We start from the raw sequence: 18,317 nt of genomic DNA on the forward strand, positions 1-18,317 counted from the left end.
CGGGCCGGGAGGAAAAGCCCCGCGAACGGCCGACGGCGGTGACCCTGAGGGTCACCGCCGTCTGCCGAATCGGATCGCGCGTGAGCTGGTCGGTTATCCGGCTGCGGCCGGCGCGGGGCTCGGCTGCGGCACCGCTCCCAGCACGCGTTGGATGTCCGGCTTCATCTGCTGAAGCTGCTGCCCCCAGTAGGGCCAGTCGTGGGTGCCACCCTGCGGGAAGTTGAACACACCGTTGCGGCCACCGGCGGCCAGGTACTCCTCCTGGAACGTCTCGTTCGTCCGCAGCGTGAAGCCCTCGAGGAACTTCGCGTTGAAGTTGTCACCGGCGACCTGACCGTTGATCTCGGCCGGCTTGCCGTTACCGCAGAACATCCAGATGCGGGTGTTGTTGGCGACCAGCTTGTCGATGTTGACCATGGGGTCGTTGCGCTTCCACGCCGGATCGCTGCTGGGACCCCACATGGCCTCGGACTTGTAGCCGCCGGCATCACCCATGGACAGGCCCACGAGCATCGGCCACCAACCCTCGGAAAGGTTGGGGAAGCCCGACAGCGACGCGGCGTACTGGAACTGCTGCGGGTAGTAGATCGCCAGCGTGAGCGAGGCCGAACCGGCCATCGACAGGCCGACGGCGGCGTTGCGGTTCGGGTCCACACCCTTGTTCGCGGCGAGGTAGGCGGGCAACTCCTGGGTCAGGAAGGTCTCCCATTTGTAGGTTTGGCAACCCGCCTTACCGCAGGCCGGGCTGTACCAGTCGGTGTAGAAGCTGGACTGGCCGCCGACCGGCATGATGACCGAGAGTCCAGAGTCCAGGTACCACTCGAAGGCGGGGGTGTTGATGTCCCAGCCGTTGAAGTCTTCCTGCGCGCGCAGCCCGTCGAGCAGGTAGACACCCGGTGAGTTGGCGCCGCCGCTCTGGAACTGGACCTTGATGTCGCGGCCCATGCCCGCAGACGGGACCATGAGGTACTCGACCGGCAGGCCGGGACGCGAGAACGCCCCTGCAGTAGCCGAGCCTCCTGCGACGCCCACCAGGCCGGGCACCACGGCGGCGGCCGTGACGACGGCCATGGCACCCATCGTGAGCCGGCGCGGCACCGCCCTCACCGCGTCGCGCATCTTCCCAACGAAACTCATGCTGCTAATTCCCATCTGTCGTAAGCCGCAACCGGTCCGGGCACTCCAGACCAGCCGCGTTGCCCGTGTAGTCAACCACACGATCGTGTGATCGTTCTTCCCAGCGTGTTTCGCCACGACGCCGCTGCATCGTTGAAAGCGGCGTCCCAGTCGGACGTGCAACCTGCATTCGCGCACATCACGGCCCCGGCACGCCGGATGCGTTCCGAGGGGGAATCCGGAGTCGCGAAGCGGCCACCGAGGGGTGCGAACTGATCACCCGAGGGCCTGCGGGCCGCCATCGTCCCGGCGGAGGCACGCCGACGTGCAGCCGGGTCGACACGGAGTGCTATGCATCTGCGGTCCTTTCGGTGAGGTTCGGCGCCGTTGCCGGAACTGTCGTCAGGGGCAGTGTCCAACCGGTGTCCGGGACACCTGAACCGGGTTCGCCTGGACCTGTCTCCGGCGTTACCCAAACAGACGGCACCCGGCCCACAACTCGGCGTACGCCACCAGGGTCCCGTCACGGTCCGGCCGCCGGCATACCGGTGTAGGGCGGCTCGTGCGGTTCGGGGATGGGCAATCCGCAGCGGATGAGCTCGTAGCGTGGCACCCGCTCCAAGCGGTACTGGGTGAACTCGTAGGCGTGCACCACGTTGGACAGGAAACGGCGGGCGGTCAGCGGAGCGCGGATCGAGTTCAGCACAGATTCGGTGGCCGGACACTTCAGCGCCGCCTGGGCCTGCGCCACCCAGTCCCGGTCGACGTACACCGGCAGATAGGGCGGGATCTTGAGGAAGGGGCCCTCGGCGATCGCCCAGTCCGGGAAGAGGTTCTTGTCGTGGCCGATGCGCCCGTCCTCGAGGCGTTCGGTGTGCGCGGCCACCGGGTTGGCCAGTCCGATCTGGTCGATCACCCGCACGTCGAGGCCGACGTTCATTCCGAGCATTCCCAGGTTGGTGAAGAACACGGTGTGCGGCCCGATGTAGTCGTCGGGAGCGTCGGGCGGCGGCGGGAGCGCGGGCACCACGTCCCACAGATCGTAACTGCCCGCGGGCAGCAGAAGGGCCCCGTCGGGCGTGTTCTCCAGCGCGGTCAGCACCGCCCGCATGCGCGGGTAGTCCAGGTAGTCGGCGGCGGTCAGGGGGTGGGCGTGCCCGGTCGCCTGCGCGTAGAAGCGGCGTTCGTCGACGATCCCGGTGTCGGTGACGCGCGTGGCGTCCGGGCCCATCCCCGGCGCATTGGCCGCCCACAGTGACCAGCCCGCGACCGCGAGCCACAGCGCGCTGGTGGCCCCGGCCAGCAAAAACCCAGTCTCCCGGCTGAACCGGCTGCCGTCGGGCAGGACGATCGGGATCACCGAGACCGGCAGCAGCATGCAGAACAGCGGGGTGAGCAGCACCCGTCCGTGCATGAAGTCGCCGCCCTGGCGGATCCAGTAGATGCCCTGCAGCAGACCGCTGCACACGATGAACAGCACCACCGCTGGAGGGCTCTGCACTATCCGGGCCAACCGGCCGTAGCCGCGCGGCGGCTGATGCCGGATCCACCACGGCCGGCTGCGGGTGCTCACCAGCACGACACCGGTCAGGATCAGCAGGACCGCGGGCACCCACAGCAGATACGGCTCGGCGAAGTTGGTGAGGTAGGTGAACCCCTGGGGCCACTTGGCGCCGGCGGCGTCTTTGGCCACCGCGGTGCCGGGCACGACCAGGGCGTAGTAGCCCATCCGGAATATCTGGTATACCACCGGCAGGAGCCCGCCCGCGGCGACGATCAGTAGCCGGCGCCGCCAGGAGCGGGCGGCCACCAGCATCATCATCAGCGCTCCGACGCCGATCAGCGCGAGTTCCGGGCGCACCAGCACGCTCACCCCGGCGAGGAAGGCCAGCGCGGCGGTGAACGGTCGGCTCACCGCGTCGCGGCCCGGCCCGAACGGGCTGCGCAACCCCTGCGACCAGCACACCAGCATCCACCAGAGCAGCCCGAGGTAGGCGAGAACCAGGCCGTTCTCCAGCCCGGAGGTGGCGAAGTCGCGCGCGGGGGGCACCGCGATGTAGACGAGCACCCCGGCGGGTAACAGCAGCGCGCGGCGGCCCTGCAGGCTGGGCGCGTAGAGCCGGGCGGTGCCGAGCATCGCCAACACCACCCCGGCCACGCTGAGCACGAACGCGAACACGAACGCGATGTACTCGAGTTGCACCGATCCGCCGACCCACGCGCCTGCGGCGATCAGGTAGGTCCACAGCGTCGAGGTGTTGGCCTCGACGCGTTCGCCGGCGTTGAAAACCGGCCCGTTGCCTGCCAGCAGGTTGCGCACCGTGCGCAGCACGATCAGACCGTCGTCGGCGATCCACCGGCGCTGCCAGGCGCCCCAGCCGAACAACACCGCCACCACGGTCACGCTCACCCACAGGCTGACCCGCACGGTGACGTCGAAGGGGAATGCCGGGCCGCGGACCAGTCGGCGCGCCAGAACCGACCCGGTAGCCCGCACTGTGCCGGATGGGTGCGTCGGCCGCACTGTGCCGGATGGGTGCGTCGGCCGCACTGTGCCGGATGGGTGCGTCGGCCGCACTGTGCCGGATGGGTGCGTCGGCCGCACTGTGCCGGATGGGTGCGTCGGCCGCACTGTGCCGGATGGGTGCGTCGGCCGCACTGGGTCAGCCCAAGACGACTGCCACACCGACAGTTCCGATCCACGCCACGGCGAGCAACTGCAGCACCCGGTCGCGCAGCGCGATCTCCTCTGGCTCACCGGCCATCCCGCCGTCGACGTCGACGGCGTAACGCAGGATCGCGATGGTGAACGGGATCATCGATACGACGAACCACGACGTTCCGCCCTGGTCGTCACGCCCGAACGCCCACAGGCCGTAGCAGAGCACCACCGCCGTCGCGGACATCGTCCACACGAACCGCAGGTAGGTGGTGGTGTAGCGCTCGAGCGACTTTCGGATCTTGGCGCCGGTCCGTTCGGCCAGCTGTAGTTCGGCGTACCGCTTACCGGCCGCCATGAACAACGATCCGAATGCCATCACGAGCAGGAACCACTGCGACAGCGGGACGTCGGCGGCCACACCGCCCGCGATGGCCCGGATCAGGAATCCGGACGAGACGATGCAGATGTCAAGGACTGCTTGGTGTTTGAGACCGAAGCAGTACGCCAGCTGGATCGCGATGTAGATCGCCATCACCAGCGCGAGGTTCGGCGTGAGCAGCCACGAGACGATCAGCGAGGCCGCGCCTAGCGCGATAGCGAGGCCGTAGGCCAGCCGTTGGGACACCACACCGGCCGCGATGGGCCGGAACCGTTTGGTGGGGTGGGCGCGGTCGGCCTCGACGTCACGGGCGTCGTTGACCAGGTAGACGCTCGACGCTGCCAGGCAAAACACGACGAATGCCACCGACACCTTGATCAGCACGGTGCGGTAGTCATAGGTGAACCGGTCGTCGCCGAGGGCCACCAGCGGCGCAGCGAGCACCAGGAGGTTCTTGACCCACTGCCGCGGCCGGATCGCCTTGATGATCCCTGCGGGCAGGCTGCGCGGCGGCCCGGTGACCGGCGCCGCCTCCTCACTCATTCCGATACCCATGACGCCCAGAACCCATCTCGATCCGCTCCATTGCGTTGTGCTCACCTCTGCCGGCCATCAGTGTCGTCCCCGGGCAGTGTCGTCCCCGGGCGCCGGTTCGCTCCGCCATCCGCGCGGTGACCTCGGCGACCACCGCACCGACCGCGACACCGGTCATCACGTCACTGGGATAGTGCACGCCCAGCACCAGTCGCGACAACGCCATCGGGGGCACCAGCACCGCGGGCAACGGCAATCCGGTCACCCGGCCGAGCAGCACCGCAGCCGCGGTGGTGGAGGTCGCATGCGCAGAGGGGAGACTCAGCCGGCTAGGGGTGCCGACGTTGACGGCGATCGCCGGATGATGCGGCCGTTCCCGGCGCACCACCGGTTTGATCAGCACCGCGGCGATGTGTGCGGCGAACGCGCCCGCGCCGGCGACGAGCCAGTCGCGACGGCGTCCGGGCTGCAGCAGCGCGCCCAGTCCGGCCACCGCCAGCCAGCCAGCGCTGTGCTCACCGAAGTGGGACAGTGCCCGTGCACCCGAGAGCACTCCGGGGCGGCCGGCGAGCGCCGCCTGCACCGCCACCAACGCGGCATCCTCGCCGCGCGGTTCGTCAACCATCGCTCATCGCTCTTCTTGAGCTTCTTGCAGGGAAAGCAGCACCGATTCCCATTTCTGCTTGCTGGCCAGCGCCGGCAGCGCTTCCCGATAGACGCGCCGCATGTCGTCGAATCGGCGGGCCAGCCGGCGCTGCCTGCGCAGCGACTGACGAAGCAGTGCGAGCATCTTCGCGCGGTCCCGCTGGCGGTAGACGACGCCGCGGCCGTCGGCGGTCGTCACCGTCACACCGTCGTACTTGGACAGCAGGAACCATCGGGAGTTCTGGGTCGGCACGTTGAGCTGCGGGCGCTGGTGGTGCTGCGGGTCGGCCTTCCTGGCGTTATGCACGATGCCACGGATCAGGTGGTAGGCGATGACCGGTTTGGCCACCGGCGGGTCGATCTTCTGCAGCTTCTCCGACGGCGGCGGCAGCTCACTTGCCGCGGGCATCACCACGGCGTCCGGATACTGCTTGCGGATGCGGTGCACCTCGGGCAGCGCGCTCTCGAGGATCGAGAAGATGTGCTCGGGCCCGGCGAGGAAGTCGTCCATCGCCTTGTTCTGGATCTCGACGGTCGAGTACTCGAGGCAGGCCAGGTGTTTGAGGGTGGCCTTGAAATGACTGCGGACCAGGCCGCCGATGTCGCCGTCCCAGTGCAGCGCCGCCACCACCAACCGGTTGCGCAGGTGGAAGTACGCCTGCCAGTCGATCGCGTCGTCCTTGTCGCTCCACGCCATGTGCCAGATCGCGGTCCCAGGCATGGTGGCGGTCGGATATCCCCGTTCGGCGGCGCGCAGCCCGTATTCGGCGTCGTCCCACTTGATGAACAACGGCAAGGGCTGGCCCAGTTCCTCGGCGACCTCGCGCGGGATCATGCACATCCACCAGCCGTTGTAGTCGACGTCGATGCGCCGGTGCAGCAGCCGGCTGCGATAGTCGTCGGCGTGCAGCGGATACCTGGCAAAGTCGTGGTCGTACTCGGTGTAGGGCGCCGATGTCCACATGAAGTCGGCCCGGTCGACAACCTCGCCCATGATGTGCAAGTGCGACGGCTCCTGCAGGTTCAACATCTGTCCGCCGACCAGCATCGGTGACTTGGCGAACCGGTTCAACGACAGGGCGCGCAGGATCGAGTCGGGTTCGACGCGGATGTCGTCGTCCATGAACAGGATCTGTTCGCAGTCGGTGTTCTTCAGCGCCTCGTACATCACCCGGCTGTAGCCGCCGGACCCGCCCAGGTTGGGCTGGTCGTGGATGGACAGTCGGTTGCCCAGCGGCGCCACCGCCTCGGCGAAGTCGGGGTGATCGCGCAGCTTCCGGTTGCCCTGGTCCGGCACGATCACGGCGCCGATCACCTTGTCGACCAACGGGTCCGACGTCAGTGCCCGCAACGAGTTCACACAGTCGTCGGGACGGTTGAAGGTCGGGATGCCGACTGCGATGTTGGCCACCCCCGGCGCGGGCACCGGCGCGTACCAGCCGGCGCTGTGCAGTGTGACGGCACTGTCGGTGGTGATGTCGAACCAGATCCAGCCACCGTCCTCGAACGGCTGGAGGCCGATCTCCACCTCGACGGCCGTGCGACGGTCGGCCTCACTCGCGAACGCCTTGCCTTCCACGAAGATGCGGGCCCCGGTGGCCTTGGTGCGGTAGAGGTCGACCCGACCGCTGCCCGTCAGCTCGGTCCGCAGGACCACCGAGGTCAGCGTCGACCAGCGCCGCCAGTAGCTCGCCGGGAACGCGTTGAAGTAGGTCGCGAACGACACCTCGGACTCGGCGCCGATCTCCAGGGTGGTGCGGGTGCGGGCGTGGGCCCGGCGGGCGTTGGTGTCGGATTCCTCCACATAGAGCTTGCGGACATCGAGAGGTTCGCCCGGCCGGGGCAGGATCACCCGCGACAGCAGGCTGACTGCGCGGGAATCGCCGGCGGCCGGCCCACCGGTCGGGATCTCACTCATTCTGGGTTGCTCTCACTCAATCTTCTTTGGGGCAGGTCAGCGCACTGCCGTCGCGCAGGTGCGGCGCCAGCGTGTTGTCGTACATGTTCAGCGCGCTGGCGATCGCCATATGCATGTCGAGGTACTGGTAGGTGCCCAGTCGCCCGCCGAACAGCACCTTGGCCGACGCGGTCTCGGCCTTGGCCTTCGCCCGGTAGGCGGCCAGCAGCGCGCGGTCGGACTCGGTGTTGATCGGATAGTAGGGCTCGTCGTCCTCGTCGGCGAACCGGGAGAACTCGCGCATGATCACGGTCTTGTCCGTCGGGTACGCCCGCTCGGGATGGAAGTGCCGGAACTCGTGGATACGGGTGTACGGCACGTCGGCGTCGTTGTAGTTCATCACCGGGGTGCCCTGGAAATCGCCGGTGTCGAGCACCTCGAGCTCGAAGTCGAGGGTGCGCCAGCCCAGCCGGCCCTCGTCGTAGTCGAAGTAACGGTCGACCGGCCCGGTGTAGACGACCGGGGCGCCGGGGCTGGTGGCCCGGAGTTGGTCACGGACGTCGAACCAGTCGGTGTCCAGCCTGACCTCGATGCGGTCGTCGGCGGCCATGTTCTCCAGCCACTTCGTGTAGCCCTCGACGGGCAGACCTTCATAGGTGTCGTTGAAGTAGCGGTTGTCGAAGGTGTAGCGCACCGGCAGGCGGTTGATCGTCGATGCGGGCAGCTCCTTCGGGTCGGTCTGCCACTGCTTGGCGGTGTAGTGCTTGACGAATGCCTCGTAGAGCGGCCGGCCGATCAGCGAGATCGCCTTCTCCTCGAGGTTCTGCGCGTCCACGGTGTCGATCTCGGCGGCCTGCTCGGCGATCAGGGCCCGCGCCTCGTCAGGGGTGAAGTAGCGGCCGAAGAACTGGCTGACCAGCCCGAGCCCCATCGGGAACTGGTAGGCCTGGCCGTTGTGCAGGGCGAACACCCGGTGCTGATAGCCGGTGAACTCGGTGAACTGACGCACGTAGTCCCACACCCGTCGATTGGAGGTGTGGAACAGGTGCGCACCGTAGCGGTGCACCTCGATGCCGGTCTGCGGCTCCGGTTCGGAGTAGGCGTTACCCCCGAGGTGCGGCCGTCGCTCGATGACGAGGACCCGCTTGTCCAACTGGGTCGCCACACGCTCGGCGATCGTCAGACCGAAGAAGCCGGAGCCGACGACGAAAAGGTCGAAGTGGGAGCTCATCGGCAGCCAGGGTATCCGACTGTGGCCACTGTCCCCGACATGCTGGCCGCGCCCGCGCCGTATCGGGTCGGCGAGTCGAGGTCGCAATTAGCTCACGATTCAGTATCGCCACTCTAGTCGCACTAGTCACGCCAGTAGCATCGATTACGTCGGAGCGTGGGCTCGAGGCAGGGAGTTGGGCGCGCTCGACACCGATTGGCCCTACGACCGATAACCAGATGTAGTCCATGTATTGAGGAGACTTCCGTGCCGAACCGACGTCGCAGCAAGGCCTCGACAGCCATGAGCGCGTTCGCCGCCCTGGCCGTCGCAAGTCCAGTCGCAGCCGTTGCCGTGACCGAGCTCTCGGGGTCCACCGATGCGCCTCAGCACCGTGAGTTCGTTCAAGCCGCCATGGTCACCGACCTGCCCAGTGAGCTGATGTCCGCGTTGTCCCAGGGGCTGTCGTCGTTCGGCATCAACCTGCCGCCGATGCTGAACGGCGCGCCGGCCGCCCCCACCACGCTGACCACACCGGGGCTGGCCACGCCAGGGCTCACCTCCCCGGGTCTGACTGCGCCCAGCCTGGCCAGCCCCGGTCTGACCGCCCCCGGCCTGACGACGCCGGGTGCCGAGGTGCCGCCACTGACCGCGACGACCCCGGGACTCGACGCCGGCCTGGCCAACCCCGCGCTCACCAGTCCCGCGCTGACCAGCCCGGCCGGTGACCTGTCGGGGCTGACGGCCCCCGGGCTGAGCACACCGGGCCTCACTACGCCGGCAGCCGGTCTCGACCCGGCACTCACCCCGATCTCCACCGGCGCCCTGACGATGCCGGGCGAGGTGCCGATCTTGGCGCCGCTGGGCGCGGATCCGGCGCTGGGGACCTATCCCATCCTCGGCGATCCGCTGATGGCGACGGTGCCCACCGCTCCCGCCAGCACAGGGCTGCTCGGCGACCTGTCCAGCGCGGCAAACCAGCTGGGCGCCAGCCAGGCCATCGACCTGCTCAAAGGTGTCGTGGTGCCCGCGATCACCGGGGCCATCAAGTCGGCGGCGCCACCGGCGGGTGCGCCGCTCCCCCCGCCGCCGCCAGCCGCCGCGGGCGGCTAGAAGTCCTGCATCGAAACGGCACCGCAGAAGCCAAGCGGCTCTGCGGTGCCGTTGCGATGTGATCGGTTGCGGTTTTCGGCCGTGTCGAAACATCGGTAACAACTTGCACATACGTAACATCAGTCCGTGCTGTCCCGCCGACCCGCGCCGTCGCTCTTCTTCACCGCGCTTGCGGCGACGCTCGTGGTCCTTCCATGGGCGATCGACGGGCTGCCCGGGGACGACGGTGTATCCGCGGCCGCCGGCGCCCCGACCCTGACCGAACGACCCCTCGCCGGGCTGGGCGGTGGAGAGACCGTCCGCGAGATCCACCAGGACACCCCGTTCTCCATGGTCGCGTTGACCGCCGACGACCTCACCGGTACCTCCGCACGGGTGCGCGCCAAGAAGGGCGACGGCTCCTGGGGACCGTGGTACGAGGCCGAACCCCTCGAAGGGGTCGGCGAGGAAACCGCCGCGCGCCGCGGGACCGATCCGGTGTTCGTCGGACGCACCACGGCCGTCCAGATCGCCGTGACGCGGCCGACCAACGCGCCCCCGAGCGCGCCGTCCGCCGACGAACACCGCGGTCCCGACCTCGGCTACGTGCCCGCCACCGTCGAGCAGCCGTTCGCGCAGAACATCAACGCGGTGCTGATCAGCCCGCCGCAGGCGCCGGCGGACGCCGCGCCGCTGCCCAACGCGGTGTTGGCCCCCGGGGTGCCGCCGCGGGTCATCACGCGGGCACAGTGGGGCGCCGACGAATCGATGCGGTGCGGAGCGCCGCGCTATGACGCCGCCGTCCGCGCCGGGGTCGTACACCACACCGCCGGCAGCAACGACTACCGGCCCGAGGATTCGGCCGGAATGGTCCGGTCGATCTACGAGTACCACACCCGCACGCTGGGCTGGTGCGACCTCGGTTACAACGCCCTGGTCGACAAGTTCGGCCAGGTCTTCGAAGGCCGCGCCGGCGGAATGGACCGCCCGGTCGAGGCGTCCCACACCGGCGGCTTCAACACCGACACCTGGGGTGTCGCGATGATGGGCAACTTCGAGGTGGTTCCACCCACGCCGATCCAGCTACGCACCACCGGCAGGCTGCTGGGCTGGCGGCTGGGTCTCGACCACATCGACCCGATGGGCACCACGGCGCTGACCAGCGCCGGCGGCTCCTTCACGCACTTCCCGGCCGGCTCGACGCCCACGCTGCCGAGCATCTTCACCCACCGCGACGTCGGCAACACCGAATGCCCCGGCAACGCCGCGTACGCCGCGATGGGTGACCTGCGGGCGATCGCCGCCCGGTTCAACGCACCGCCAGGGCCGGAGGATCTCGCCGAGAGCCTGCGTGGCGGAGCCATTTTCGACCGCTGGACCAAGATGGGTGGGATGGCCGGCGCGCTCGGCGCACCCACTTCACCGGAGGCCGCCGGTGCGGAGACTGCCCGCTACGTGCGGTTCGAACGCGGCGCGATGTACTGGTCACCGGAAACCGGTGCGGCACCGGTGACGGGCGCCATCTACGACGCATGGGGGTCGCTCGGATTCGAACGCGGCGCCCTCGGACTGCCCACCAGCGGCGAGATCCAGGAACCGCTGTGGGTCAAGCAGAACTTCCAGCACGGCACGCTGAACTTCGACCGCGAGAAGAGCACCGTGACCCGTGTGATCGACGGTGTGCCACTGGATTTGCCGCCCGCGTCGTCGCACACCCCGCCGGTGCAGCTCGAGCGCTTCACCGCCCCGATCAACCCCTAGTGGTTACGACGCTCGAGCGGCGAGCATGAGCCTGGCAGAGAAGGTCCGACGATCGATCGGAGCTAGAGCCACCAGCGCTCGAGGACCCGCGCCACACCGTCGTCGGAGTTGCGGGACGTCACCTCGTCGGCGGCGGACACCGCCTCGGGATGCGCGTTACCCATCGCCACACCGTGGCCGGCCCAGCGCAGCATCGGCACGTCGTTGGGCATGTCGCCGAACGTCAGTACGTCGCCGGCGACCAGCCCGAGCGGACCGGCGAGCTGTTGGATGCCACTGGCCTTGCTGATACCGGGCGGCATGACCTCGATCAGCCCGTTGTTCGTCGAATAGGTGATGTCCCCCTCGACGGTGACGTGTTTGGCCAGCTCCGCCGCCATCTCGGCACTGCTCCCCCCCGACTTGCGAATGAGCAGTTTGACCGCGGGCGCGCTGAGCAGGTCGTCGAGCGACACCTCGGTGTTGTCGGGGTTGAGCCAGGCGTGTTCGTACCCGGGTGAGCTGACGAACTGCGGTGTCGCCGCGTCGTGGGCGGAGTGGCCGACCCGCTCCACGGCCAGACCGGAGCCGGGGATGACTCGGGCGGCGATGTCGGCCAGTTGGCACAACGTGTCGGTGGACAGGGTGCGCGCCGACACGATGCGGTCGGTGGCCGGGTCGTAGATGACCGCGCCGTTGGCGCACACCGCCATCGGCGCCAGACCGAGCCCGTCGACGACCGGCGCAATCCAGCGGGGTGGGCGTCCGGTCGCGAGCACGAAATGCACGCCCGCGTCGACGGCGGCGTGCACGGCCGCGCGCGTGCGCGGCGAGACCTTTTCGTCGTCGTCGAGCAGCGTGCCGTCCACGTCGGTGGCGATCATCGCGGGCAGGGTCATGTTGTCAACGTCATCTCGTGTGTCGTCACCTCGCGCGTCTGCCTTCTGCCCGCCTCCGGGCACGTTCCGCCAACTCCGCCTCGTCGAGGCGTCTGGCTTGATCGAGGGTGGGCGCGCCACCTCCCAGCCTGCGCGGCACCCAATACTGCCCGGCGGGGGCGGGATAGTCTGCCTGTGCCTGCTCCAGCAGAACGTTCATCGCCGCACGCAGCGTGGCGCTCAGTTCCGAAACCGGCCCCGCCGGAGTGATCGGCTCGCCCACCACCACCGTGATCGGGATCCGCCTGCGGCCCAGCGCGCGGGGATGGTCCTTGGTCCACACGCGTTGGGCACCCCAGACGACCAGTGGGACGATCGGCACCCCGGCCTCGATCGCCATGCGCACCGCACCGGTCTTGAACTCCTTGAGTTCGAAGCTGCGGCTGATCGTTGCCTCGGGGTACACACCGACCAGTTCGCCGGCGCGCAGCGCCTGGACTGCGGCGGCATACGCGCCGGCGCCCGCACGCCGGTCGACGGGGATGGTGCCGCTGTGCCTGATCAGATAGCCGACCACTCTGACCTGCTCCATCTCCGCTTTGATCATGAACCGCATGCGCCGCCCGCGGCGCTTGGCCGCCAGCGCAGCCGGCAAGAAGTCGATGTATCCGGTGTGGTTGATCGCGACGACCGCTCCGCCGTGAGCGGGGAGATTGTCGAGTCCGTGGTAGGTGATCCGTGTCCCGGTGGCCCTCGTCGCCGCCTCCGCGGCGATCTCGAGCGTGCGAAAGACGGGCTCCATAGGCGCTACTCCGGCACCCCACCGGGCCCGGGCCGCTCGGCGCGGCGGGCCGCCTTCTCCGCCGCTTCCTCCATGTCCATCCGGTTGGCCTCCGCCAGCGTGGGGGCCCCGCCACCGAGCCGGTGCGGAACCCAGAACTCTCCCGGCGGATGGGGGCCGTAGGCGTCCTGCACTCGTTCGAGCAGATGCTGCATCCGGTGGTGCAGCAGCGCCGACAACTCCGGCGCCGGCAGCGTGGGCTCGATCGGTTCGCCGACGGCGACCGAGATCGGCACCTTCGGGCGCGCCAGCTTCTTGGGATGCCCTTTGGTCCAGATGCGCTGTGCCCCCCACACGATGTGCGGGACGATCGGCACCTGCGCAGCGATCGCCATCCGCGCCGCCCCCGACTTGAACTCCTTGATCTCGAAGCTGCGGCTGATCGTCGCCTCGGGGTAGACGCCGACCAGCTCGCCAGCCGCCAGCGCCTGGCAGGCGTGCTCGAACGAGGCGGCGCCGCTGTCGCGGTCCACTTCGATGTGGCGCAGGCTGCGCATGATCGGTCCGGTGATCTTATGGTCGAACACTTCCTTCTTCGCCATGAAACGGACCTTGCGGCCCAGGCCCTGCCGATAGGCCGGCAAACCGGCGAAGGTGAAGTCGAAATAGCTGGTGTGGTTGATCGCGATCACGGCGCCGCCGGTCGCGGGAAGGTTCTCGACGCCGGTGACGCTGAACTTCAACCCCTGCATGCGCCACGTCAGCCGCGCGAGTTGGATGACTGTTCCGTATACCGGTTCCACAGGGCCAGCGTAGTGGGCCAGACATGGCAGCGCGGTAAGCCATACCCCACCCGGTCGCGGCGGGGCGATCTGCACCCGCCGCGGCGCTTAGACTGGGGCGACGTGGTCATGCACGTGACATCACGTGCAGGGAGGGAAAACGTGCAAGTCACCAGCGTCGGGCACGCCGGCTTCCGGATCGACACCAAGGCGGGGAGCATCCTGTGTGACCCGTGGGTCAACCCGGCCTACTTCGCCTCGTGGTTCCCGTTCCCGGACAACACCCAGCTCGACTGGGACGCCCTCGGCGACGTCGACTATCTCTACGTCTCCCACCTGCACAAGGACCACTTCGACCCGAAGAACCTGAGCGAGCACGTCAACAAGGACGCCGTCGTGCTGCTGCCCGACTATCCGGTGCCCGATCTCCAGCGCGAACTGCAGAAACTAGGTTTCCGCCGCTTCTTCGAGACTACGAACTCGGTCAAGCACCGCGTCAGCGGACCCAAGGGCGACCTCGACGTGATGATCATCGCGCTGCGGGCGCCGGCCGACGGTCCGATCGGAGACTCCGGTCTGGTGGTCGACGACGGCGACACCGTCGCGTTCAACATGAACGACGCGCGGCCCGTCGACCTCGATGTGCTGGCCGCCGACTTCGGCCACGTCGACGTTCACATGCTGCAGTACTCGGGCGCGATCTGGTACCCAATGGTCTACGACATGCCCACCCGGGCGAAGGAGGCCTTCGGCACGCAGAAGCGGCAGCGTCAGATGGACCGGTGCCGCCAGTACATCGCGCAGGTCGGCGCCACCTGGATAATTCCGTCGGCGGGCCCGCCGTGCTTCCTCGATCCCGAACTGCGCGACCTCAACGACGACCACGGCGATCCGGCAAACATCTTCCCCGACCAGATGGTGTTCCTCGACCAGATGCGCAGACACGGCCACGACGGTGGCCTGCTGATGATCCCCGGATCGACCGCGGAGTTCACCGGCTCCCAGTTGCATTCGCTGACCCACCCGCTGCCCGACGACGAGGTGGAGGAGATCTTCACCACCGGCAAGGCGGACTACCTCGAGGCCTTCGCGCAGCGCATGGCGCCGGTGCTGGCCGCAGAGAAGGCGACGTGGGCGTCGGCGCACGGCGACTCGCTACTCGAGCCGCTGCGCGACAGGTTCGAACCGATCATGGTGCAGAGCGACCAGATCTGCGACGGTATCGGCTACCCGGTCGAATTGCGGATCGGCGCCGAGACGGTCGTCGTCGACTTCCCGAAGAGGGTTGTGCGCGAGCCGGTTGCCGACGAGAAGTTCCGCTACGGGTTCGAGATCGCACCCGAGTTGGTGCGCACCGTGCTGCGCGACGCCGAACCGGACTGGGTCAACACCATCTTCCTGTCCACCCGCTTCCGGGCCTGGCGGGTCGGCGGCTACAACGAGTACCTGTACACGTTCTTCAAATGCCTCACCGACGAACGCGTCGCGTACGCCGACGGGTGGTTCGCCGAGGCGTACGACGATTCGGCGTCGATCACCATGGGCGGCTACCAGTTCCAGCGGCGCTGCCCGCACCTCAAGGCCGACCTGTCGAAGTTCGGTGTGGTCGAGGGCAACACGCTGACATGCAATCTGCACGGATGGCAATGGAATCTGGACAACGGGCGATGCCTGACGACCAAGGGTCACGAACTGCGGACCGGGCAGCTGTGAGCGCACCGCGGCAGTACTACGACGACGGACAGGTCCAGCTCGACAAGCAGGCAATCACGTTGCGGCGCTACCACTTCCCGTCGGGCACGTCGAAGGTGATTCCGCTGCAGCAGGTCCGTAGTTACACCGCCGAGCCGCTCGGGTCGTTCCTGCACCGGTTCCGGATGTGGGGCAGTTCGGATCTGCGACGGTGGTTACCGCTCGACATGCGCCGTCCGTTCAAGTCGACGTTGGTCACCCTCGACGTGGCCGGCGACCGGTGGCGTCCGGCGTTCACCCCGGCCGACCCCGAGCGGTTCACCGCGATGCTCGACGAACTGCTGGGCCGCTAGTGCGTCGTAGCAGCTTCCTGGCGCCCATGGGTACCGACTGGTGCTCCCGGTCGGCGAGTCGGACCGCCATCGAGAGGGCCGACCGATCGTCGATACGCAGGGTGCGTCGATACGCAGAGTCGTCGATACGCAGAGTCGTCAGCCGTTGGGGCTGTCCAACGCCGAGGATGCTCACTCTGGTGGCCATGCGGTCCCGTCAGGAACGGATTCGATCGACGATTGTCTTGACGCCGCGCGCCGCCACCCACGCCGACACCACCCATGGCCCCGCGACCATGATCGGGTCGATCCACATGTGCTTGCGGTCAACGCGTTTCGTGTTGGTGCGGGCGGCCAGCCCGTTGTGGGTGAACTCCGCCTTGACGCCGGTCTCGGTGATCGGGTTGTCCGGGCGCAGGCTCGCGAACGACTGCAGGTGGTGTTCTACGGCGTCAACCCGGTCGGCGAGGATCAGCAGCAACCAGTGCGCCGCCTTGCCCTCGCTGTGCCTGGCGTAGGAGTACTTGCGGATCGCCCCCGACAGCGCCCGCGGCGGAGCGGAGGTGCCGAAGACCGGGGTGAGGAATTCATGCTCGATCGAGCGTTCCCGCGGCCACCTCTCGGATTGCCGTTCGGGGAAATCCCAATGCGCCCCGGTCGGTTCGGGCCGAAGCTTGGGGACCGACGGCCGGTCGGCAGGGTCCAGATCGGCTCCCCAGCCGGGGATACGGGCCCGCAGTTCCTCGGACGACGGGACGGGCGGATGGTCTGCGGTGTAGGTCATGTCAGTCCTCACGCTGAGCTGGGCACGATGATCGGCTTGATGCAGTTGTCGAGTTTGGCGGAGAAGATGTGATACGCCTCGGCGATGTGCTCGAGCGGAATCCGATGCGTCACGATCTCACTGGGCTTGAGGTAGCCGTTCTCGATGTGCGAGAACAATCGCGGCCACTGCCGTTTGGCCGGGCACTGGTTCATCCGCAACGTCAGGCCTTTGTTCATCGCGTCGCCGAACTTCACCGCGCTGAAGATCGGCCCGTACGCACCCATCACCGAGATGGTCCCGCCCTTGCGCGCCGAGTCGATCGCCCAGTTCAGCGCAATGGGCGACCCGCCCTGCATCTTGAACTTCGCGGCCGCCACGTGCTGCAGGAAGTTGCCGTCGGCTTCGGCGCCGACCGCGTCGATCACGACGTCGGCACCGAGATGGCCGGTGGCCTTCTTCATCTGGACGACGATGTCGTCGTACTCGGCGAAGTTGTACGTCTCGGCGTGGGCCATGGCACGGGCCTTCTCCAACCGGTACTCGAGGTGGTCGATGACGATCACCCTCCCTGCGCCCATCAGCCACGCCGACTGGGCGGCGAACAGGCCGACCGGGCCCGCGCCGAACACCACCACGACGTCGCCCTCGACGATGTCACCGAGTTGCGCGCCGAAGTACCCGGTCGCCAGCGCGTCGGTGCACATCAGCGCGTCCTCGTCAGAAATGGTGTCCGGGATCAGGGCGGGTCCCACATCGGCGAACGGCACCCGGACGAACTCCGCCTGGCCGCCGTCGTACCCGCCGCAGGTGTGGGAGTAGCCGTAGATGCCGCCGACTGCCGTGGCGTTCGGATTGACGTTGTGGCAGTTGGAGTACAGGCCGCGGGCACAGAAGTAGCACGAGCCGCAGTAGATGTTGAACGGCACCATCACCCGGTCGCCGGGTCGGAGGTTCTGCACCGACGGGCCGACTTCGTGCACCACACCGATGAACTCGTGTCCAAACGTCATCCCGACCCGGGTGTCGGGCATCATCCCGTGATACAGGTGAAGATCGGAGCCGCAGATCGCGGCCAGCTCCACCCGGACGACGGCATCGTTGGGATGCTCGATCCGCGGGATGTCCTTCTCTTCGACCCGGATCTTGTAGGGACCCCGGTAGACCATGGCACGCATGACCCAACCCATACCCGGCCCGGATGCGGCGAAACGGCCGGGGCGCCTACCGCGTGACGACGGTCTGCCGCAGTTCCGGGGCTTCGCCCGATTCGGTGTCGTAGACCCGGACGATGGCCTCGTCGCCGGATTGCAGGAACGTCGACTGCCCCAGTTCGGTGTAGCGTCCCAGTTCGGTGTAGCGCGTCGCGCCGATCCCGGTCAGTAGGAATAGCCGAGTAGCGGGCTGTCGAGGCCGTAGGCGTGTTCGTGTCCGTCACGGTCCCGCAGGAAGCACACCAGCCGCAGCGTGGCGGTCGGCCCCTCCGCGGTGAGGCCGCCGATGTCGAAGAACCGCGGCGCCACGCCCTTCGAGCGACATACCTCCGTTCTTCTTGTGGCTGATCTTGGCGGCTTGTGGCTGATCTTGGCGGCGCCGGGTCTGCGGACCGAGCAGTCATTGAACGCGCCAAGCGCGAACGGGTCGAGCCGCACGACGGTGTCGCCGTCCCACACCACCCGGCACGCGAGCCCGACCTCGGGTTCGATCTGCAGATCAGGGGCTGGTCACTGTTGGGCAGCACGATCCGGTCGTGCGACAGCGCCGAACTCGCCCAACTGGCCGGCGACGCCCGGCGCGTACCACGGGAAGATCCC

At 68.1% G+C, this 18,317-nt stretch carries 14 protein-coding genes and 2 pseudogenes; 4 read left to right on the top strand and 12 right to left on the bottom strand.

From position 1 onward, the window contains the following. Positions 1-93: 93 nt before the first annotated feature. The 6 genes and pseudogenes from G6N07_RS17575 to glf all read right to left on the bottom strand — a co-directional run bounded on the left by G6N07_RS17575 (position 94) and on the right by glf (position 8,464). Positions 94-1,137 carry an esterase family protein gene (locus tag G6N07_RS17575; protein WP_085188747.1) on the bottom strand — a complete coding sequence of 348 codons (1,044 nt, stop codon included), beginning with the start codon at positions 1,135-1,137 and terminating at the stop codon, positions 94-96. 502 nt (positions 1,138-1,639) lie between these two features. Beyond that, positions 1,640-3,613 (bottom strand): terminal beta-(1->2)-arabinofuranosyltransferase, encoded by a 1,974-nt coding sequence (gene zomB, locus G6N07_RS17580; RefSeq protein ID WP_275086244.1) that lies wholly within the window; start codon positions 3,611-3,613, stop codon positions 1,640-1,642. Positions 3,614-3,779: 166 nt separating this feature from the next. Further along, the gene (locus G6N07_RS17585) at positions 3,780-4,700 is read right to left on the bottom strand and encodes a decaprenyl-phosphate phosphoribosyltransferase (protein WP_165756748.1); all 921 of its coding nucleotides are present in this window, start codon (positions 4,698-4,700) and stop codon (positions 3,780-3,782) included. Between the two features lie 94 nt (positions 4,701-4,794). Next, positions 4,795-5,316, bottom strand: a pseudogene (locus G6N07_RS17590) (phosphatase PAP2 family protein); the annotation flags it as partial. A gap of 3 nt (positions 5,317-5,319) precedes the next feature. Continuing rightward, positions 5,320-7,254, bottom strand: coding sequence for a glycosyltransferase (locus G6N07_RS17595; protein WP_085188741.1), 1,935 nt, complete (start codon positions 7,252-7,254; stop codon positions 5,320-5,322). Positions 7,255-7,270: 16 nt separating this feature from the next. Then, positions 7,271-8,464 (bottom strand): UDP-galactopyranose mutase, encoded by a 1,194-nt coding sequence (glf, locus tag G6N07_RS17600; RefSeq protein WP_085188739.1) that lies wholly within the window; start codon positions 8,462-8,464, stop codon positions 7,271-7,273. 246 nt (positions 8,465-8,710) lie between these two features. Between glf and G6N07_RS17605 the strand changes: the two genes are divergently transcribed. Both G6N07_RS17605 and G6N07_RS17610 read left to right on the top strand, forming a co-directional pair. Further along, entirely contained in the window at positions 8,711-9,556 is an 846-nt protein-coding gene (locus G6N07_RS17605) for a hypothetical protein (protein ID WP_085188737.1), read from the top strand. Positions 9,557-9,682: 126 nt separating this feature from the next. Next, complete coding sequence (locus G6N07_RS17610) at positions 9,683-11,296, top strand: N-acetylmuramoyl-L-alanine amidase (RefSeq protein WP_085188735.1); 1,614 nt, start codon at positions 9,683-9,685, stop codon at positions 11,294-11,296. 62 nt (positions 11,297-11,358) lie between these two features. Here G6N07_RS17610 and G6N07_RS17615 read toward each other — a convergent pair whose 3' ends face one another. Genes G6N07_RS17615 through G6N07_RS17625 form a run of 3 tightly spaced genes read right to left on the bottom strand, consistent with a single transcriptional unit; the run spans position 11,359 to position 13,737 of the window. Continuing rightward, positions 11,359-12,174 carry a Cof-type HAD-IIB family hydrolase gene (locus G6N07_RS17615; protein ID WP_085188784.1) on the bottom strand — a complete coding sequence of 272 codons (816 nt, stop codon included), beginning with the start codon at positions 12,172-12,174 and terminating at the stop codon, positions 11,359-11,361. A 25-nt stretch (positions 12,175-12,199) separates the two neighbouring features. Further along, positions 12,200-12,955: a lysophospholipid acyltransferase family protein gene (locus G6N07_RS17620; RefSeq protein ID WP_085188733.1), complete on the bottom strand. Its 756-nt coding sequence runs from the start codon at positions 12,953-12,955 to the stop codon at positions 12,200-12,202. Between the two features lie 5 nt (positions 12,956-12,960). Continuing rightward, the gene (locus G6N07_RS17625; protein WP_085188731.1) at positions 12,961-13,737 is read right to left on the bottom strand and encodes a lysophospholipid acyltransferase family protein; all 777 of its coding nucleotides are present in this window, start codon (positions 13,735-13,737) and stop codon (positions 12,961-12,963) included. Between the two features lie 141 nt (positions 13,738-13,878). Here G6N07_RS17625 and G6N07_RS17630 point away from each other — a divergent pair, with 141 nt between their 5' ends. Then, positions 13,879-15,429 carry an MBL fold metallo-hydrolase gene (locus G6N07_RS17630; RefSeq protein WP_085188729.1) on the top strand — a complete coding sequence of 517 codons (1,551 nt, stop codon included), beginning with the start codon at positions 13,879-13,881 and terminating at the stop codon, positions 15,427-15,429. Continuing rightward, entirely contained in the window at positions 15,426-15,761 is a 336-nt protein-coding gene (locus G6N07_RS17635; RefSeq protein WP_085188727.1) for a hypothetical protein, read from the top strand. The genes G6N07_RS17630 and G6N07_RS17635 overlap by 4 nt, the downstream gene beginning before the upstream one ends. 196 nt (positions 15,762-15,957) lie before the next feature. Here the strand turns inward: G6N07_RS17635 and G6N07_RS17640 are convergent, their stop codons facing one another. The 3 genes and pseudogenes from G6N07_RS17640 to G6N07_RS17650 all read right to left on the bottom strand — a co-directional run bounded on the left by G6N07_RS17640 (position 15,958) and on the right by G6N07_RS17650 (position 18,179). Beyond that, a complete protein-coding gene (locus tag G6N07_RS17640; protein WP_085188725.1) occupies positions 15,958-16,524 on the bottom strand; it encodes a hypothetical protein in 567 nt (188 codons plus the stop codon). Between the two features lie 8 nt (positions 16,525-16,532). Beyond that, complete coding sequence (locus tag G6N07_RS17645) at positions 16,533-17,681, bottom strand: zinc-dependent alcohol dehydrogenase (protein WP_085188782.1); 1,149 nt, start codon at positions 17,679-17,681, stop codon at positions 16,533-16,535. 46 nt (positions 17,682-17,727) lie between these two features. Then, positions 17,728-18,179, bottom strand: a pseudogene (locus tag G6N07_RS17650) (DUF5718 family protein). Between the last annotated feature and the right edge of the window lie 138 nt (positions 18,180-18,317).

This window comes from Mycolicibacterium doricum (assembly GCF_010728155.1).
GTDB classification, from domain to species: Bacteria; Actinomycetota; Actinomycetes; order Mycobacteriales; family Mycobacteriaceae; genus Mycobacterium; species Mycobacterium doricum.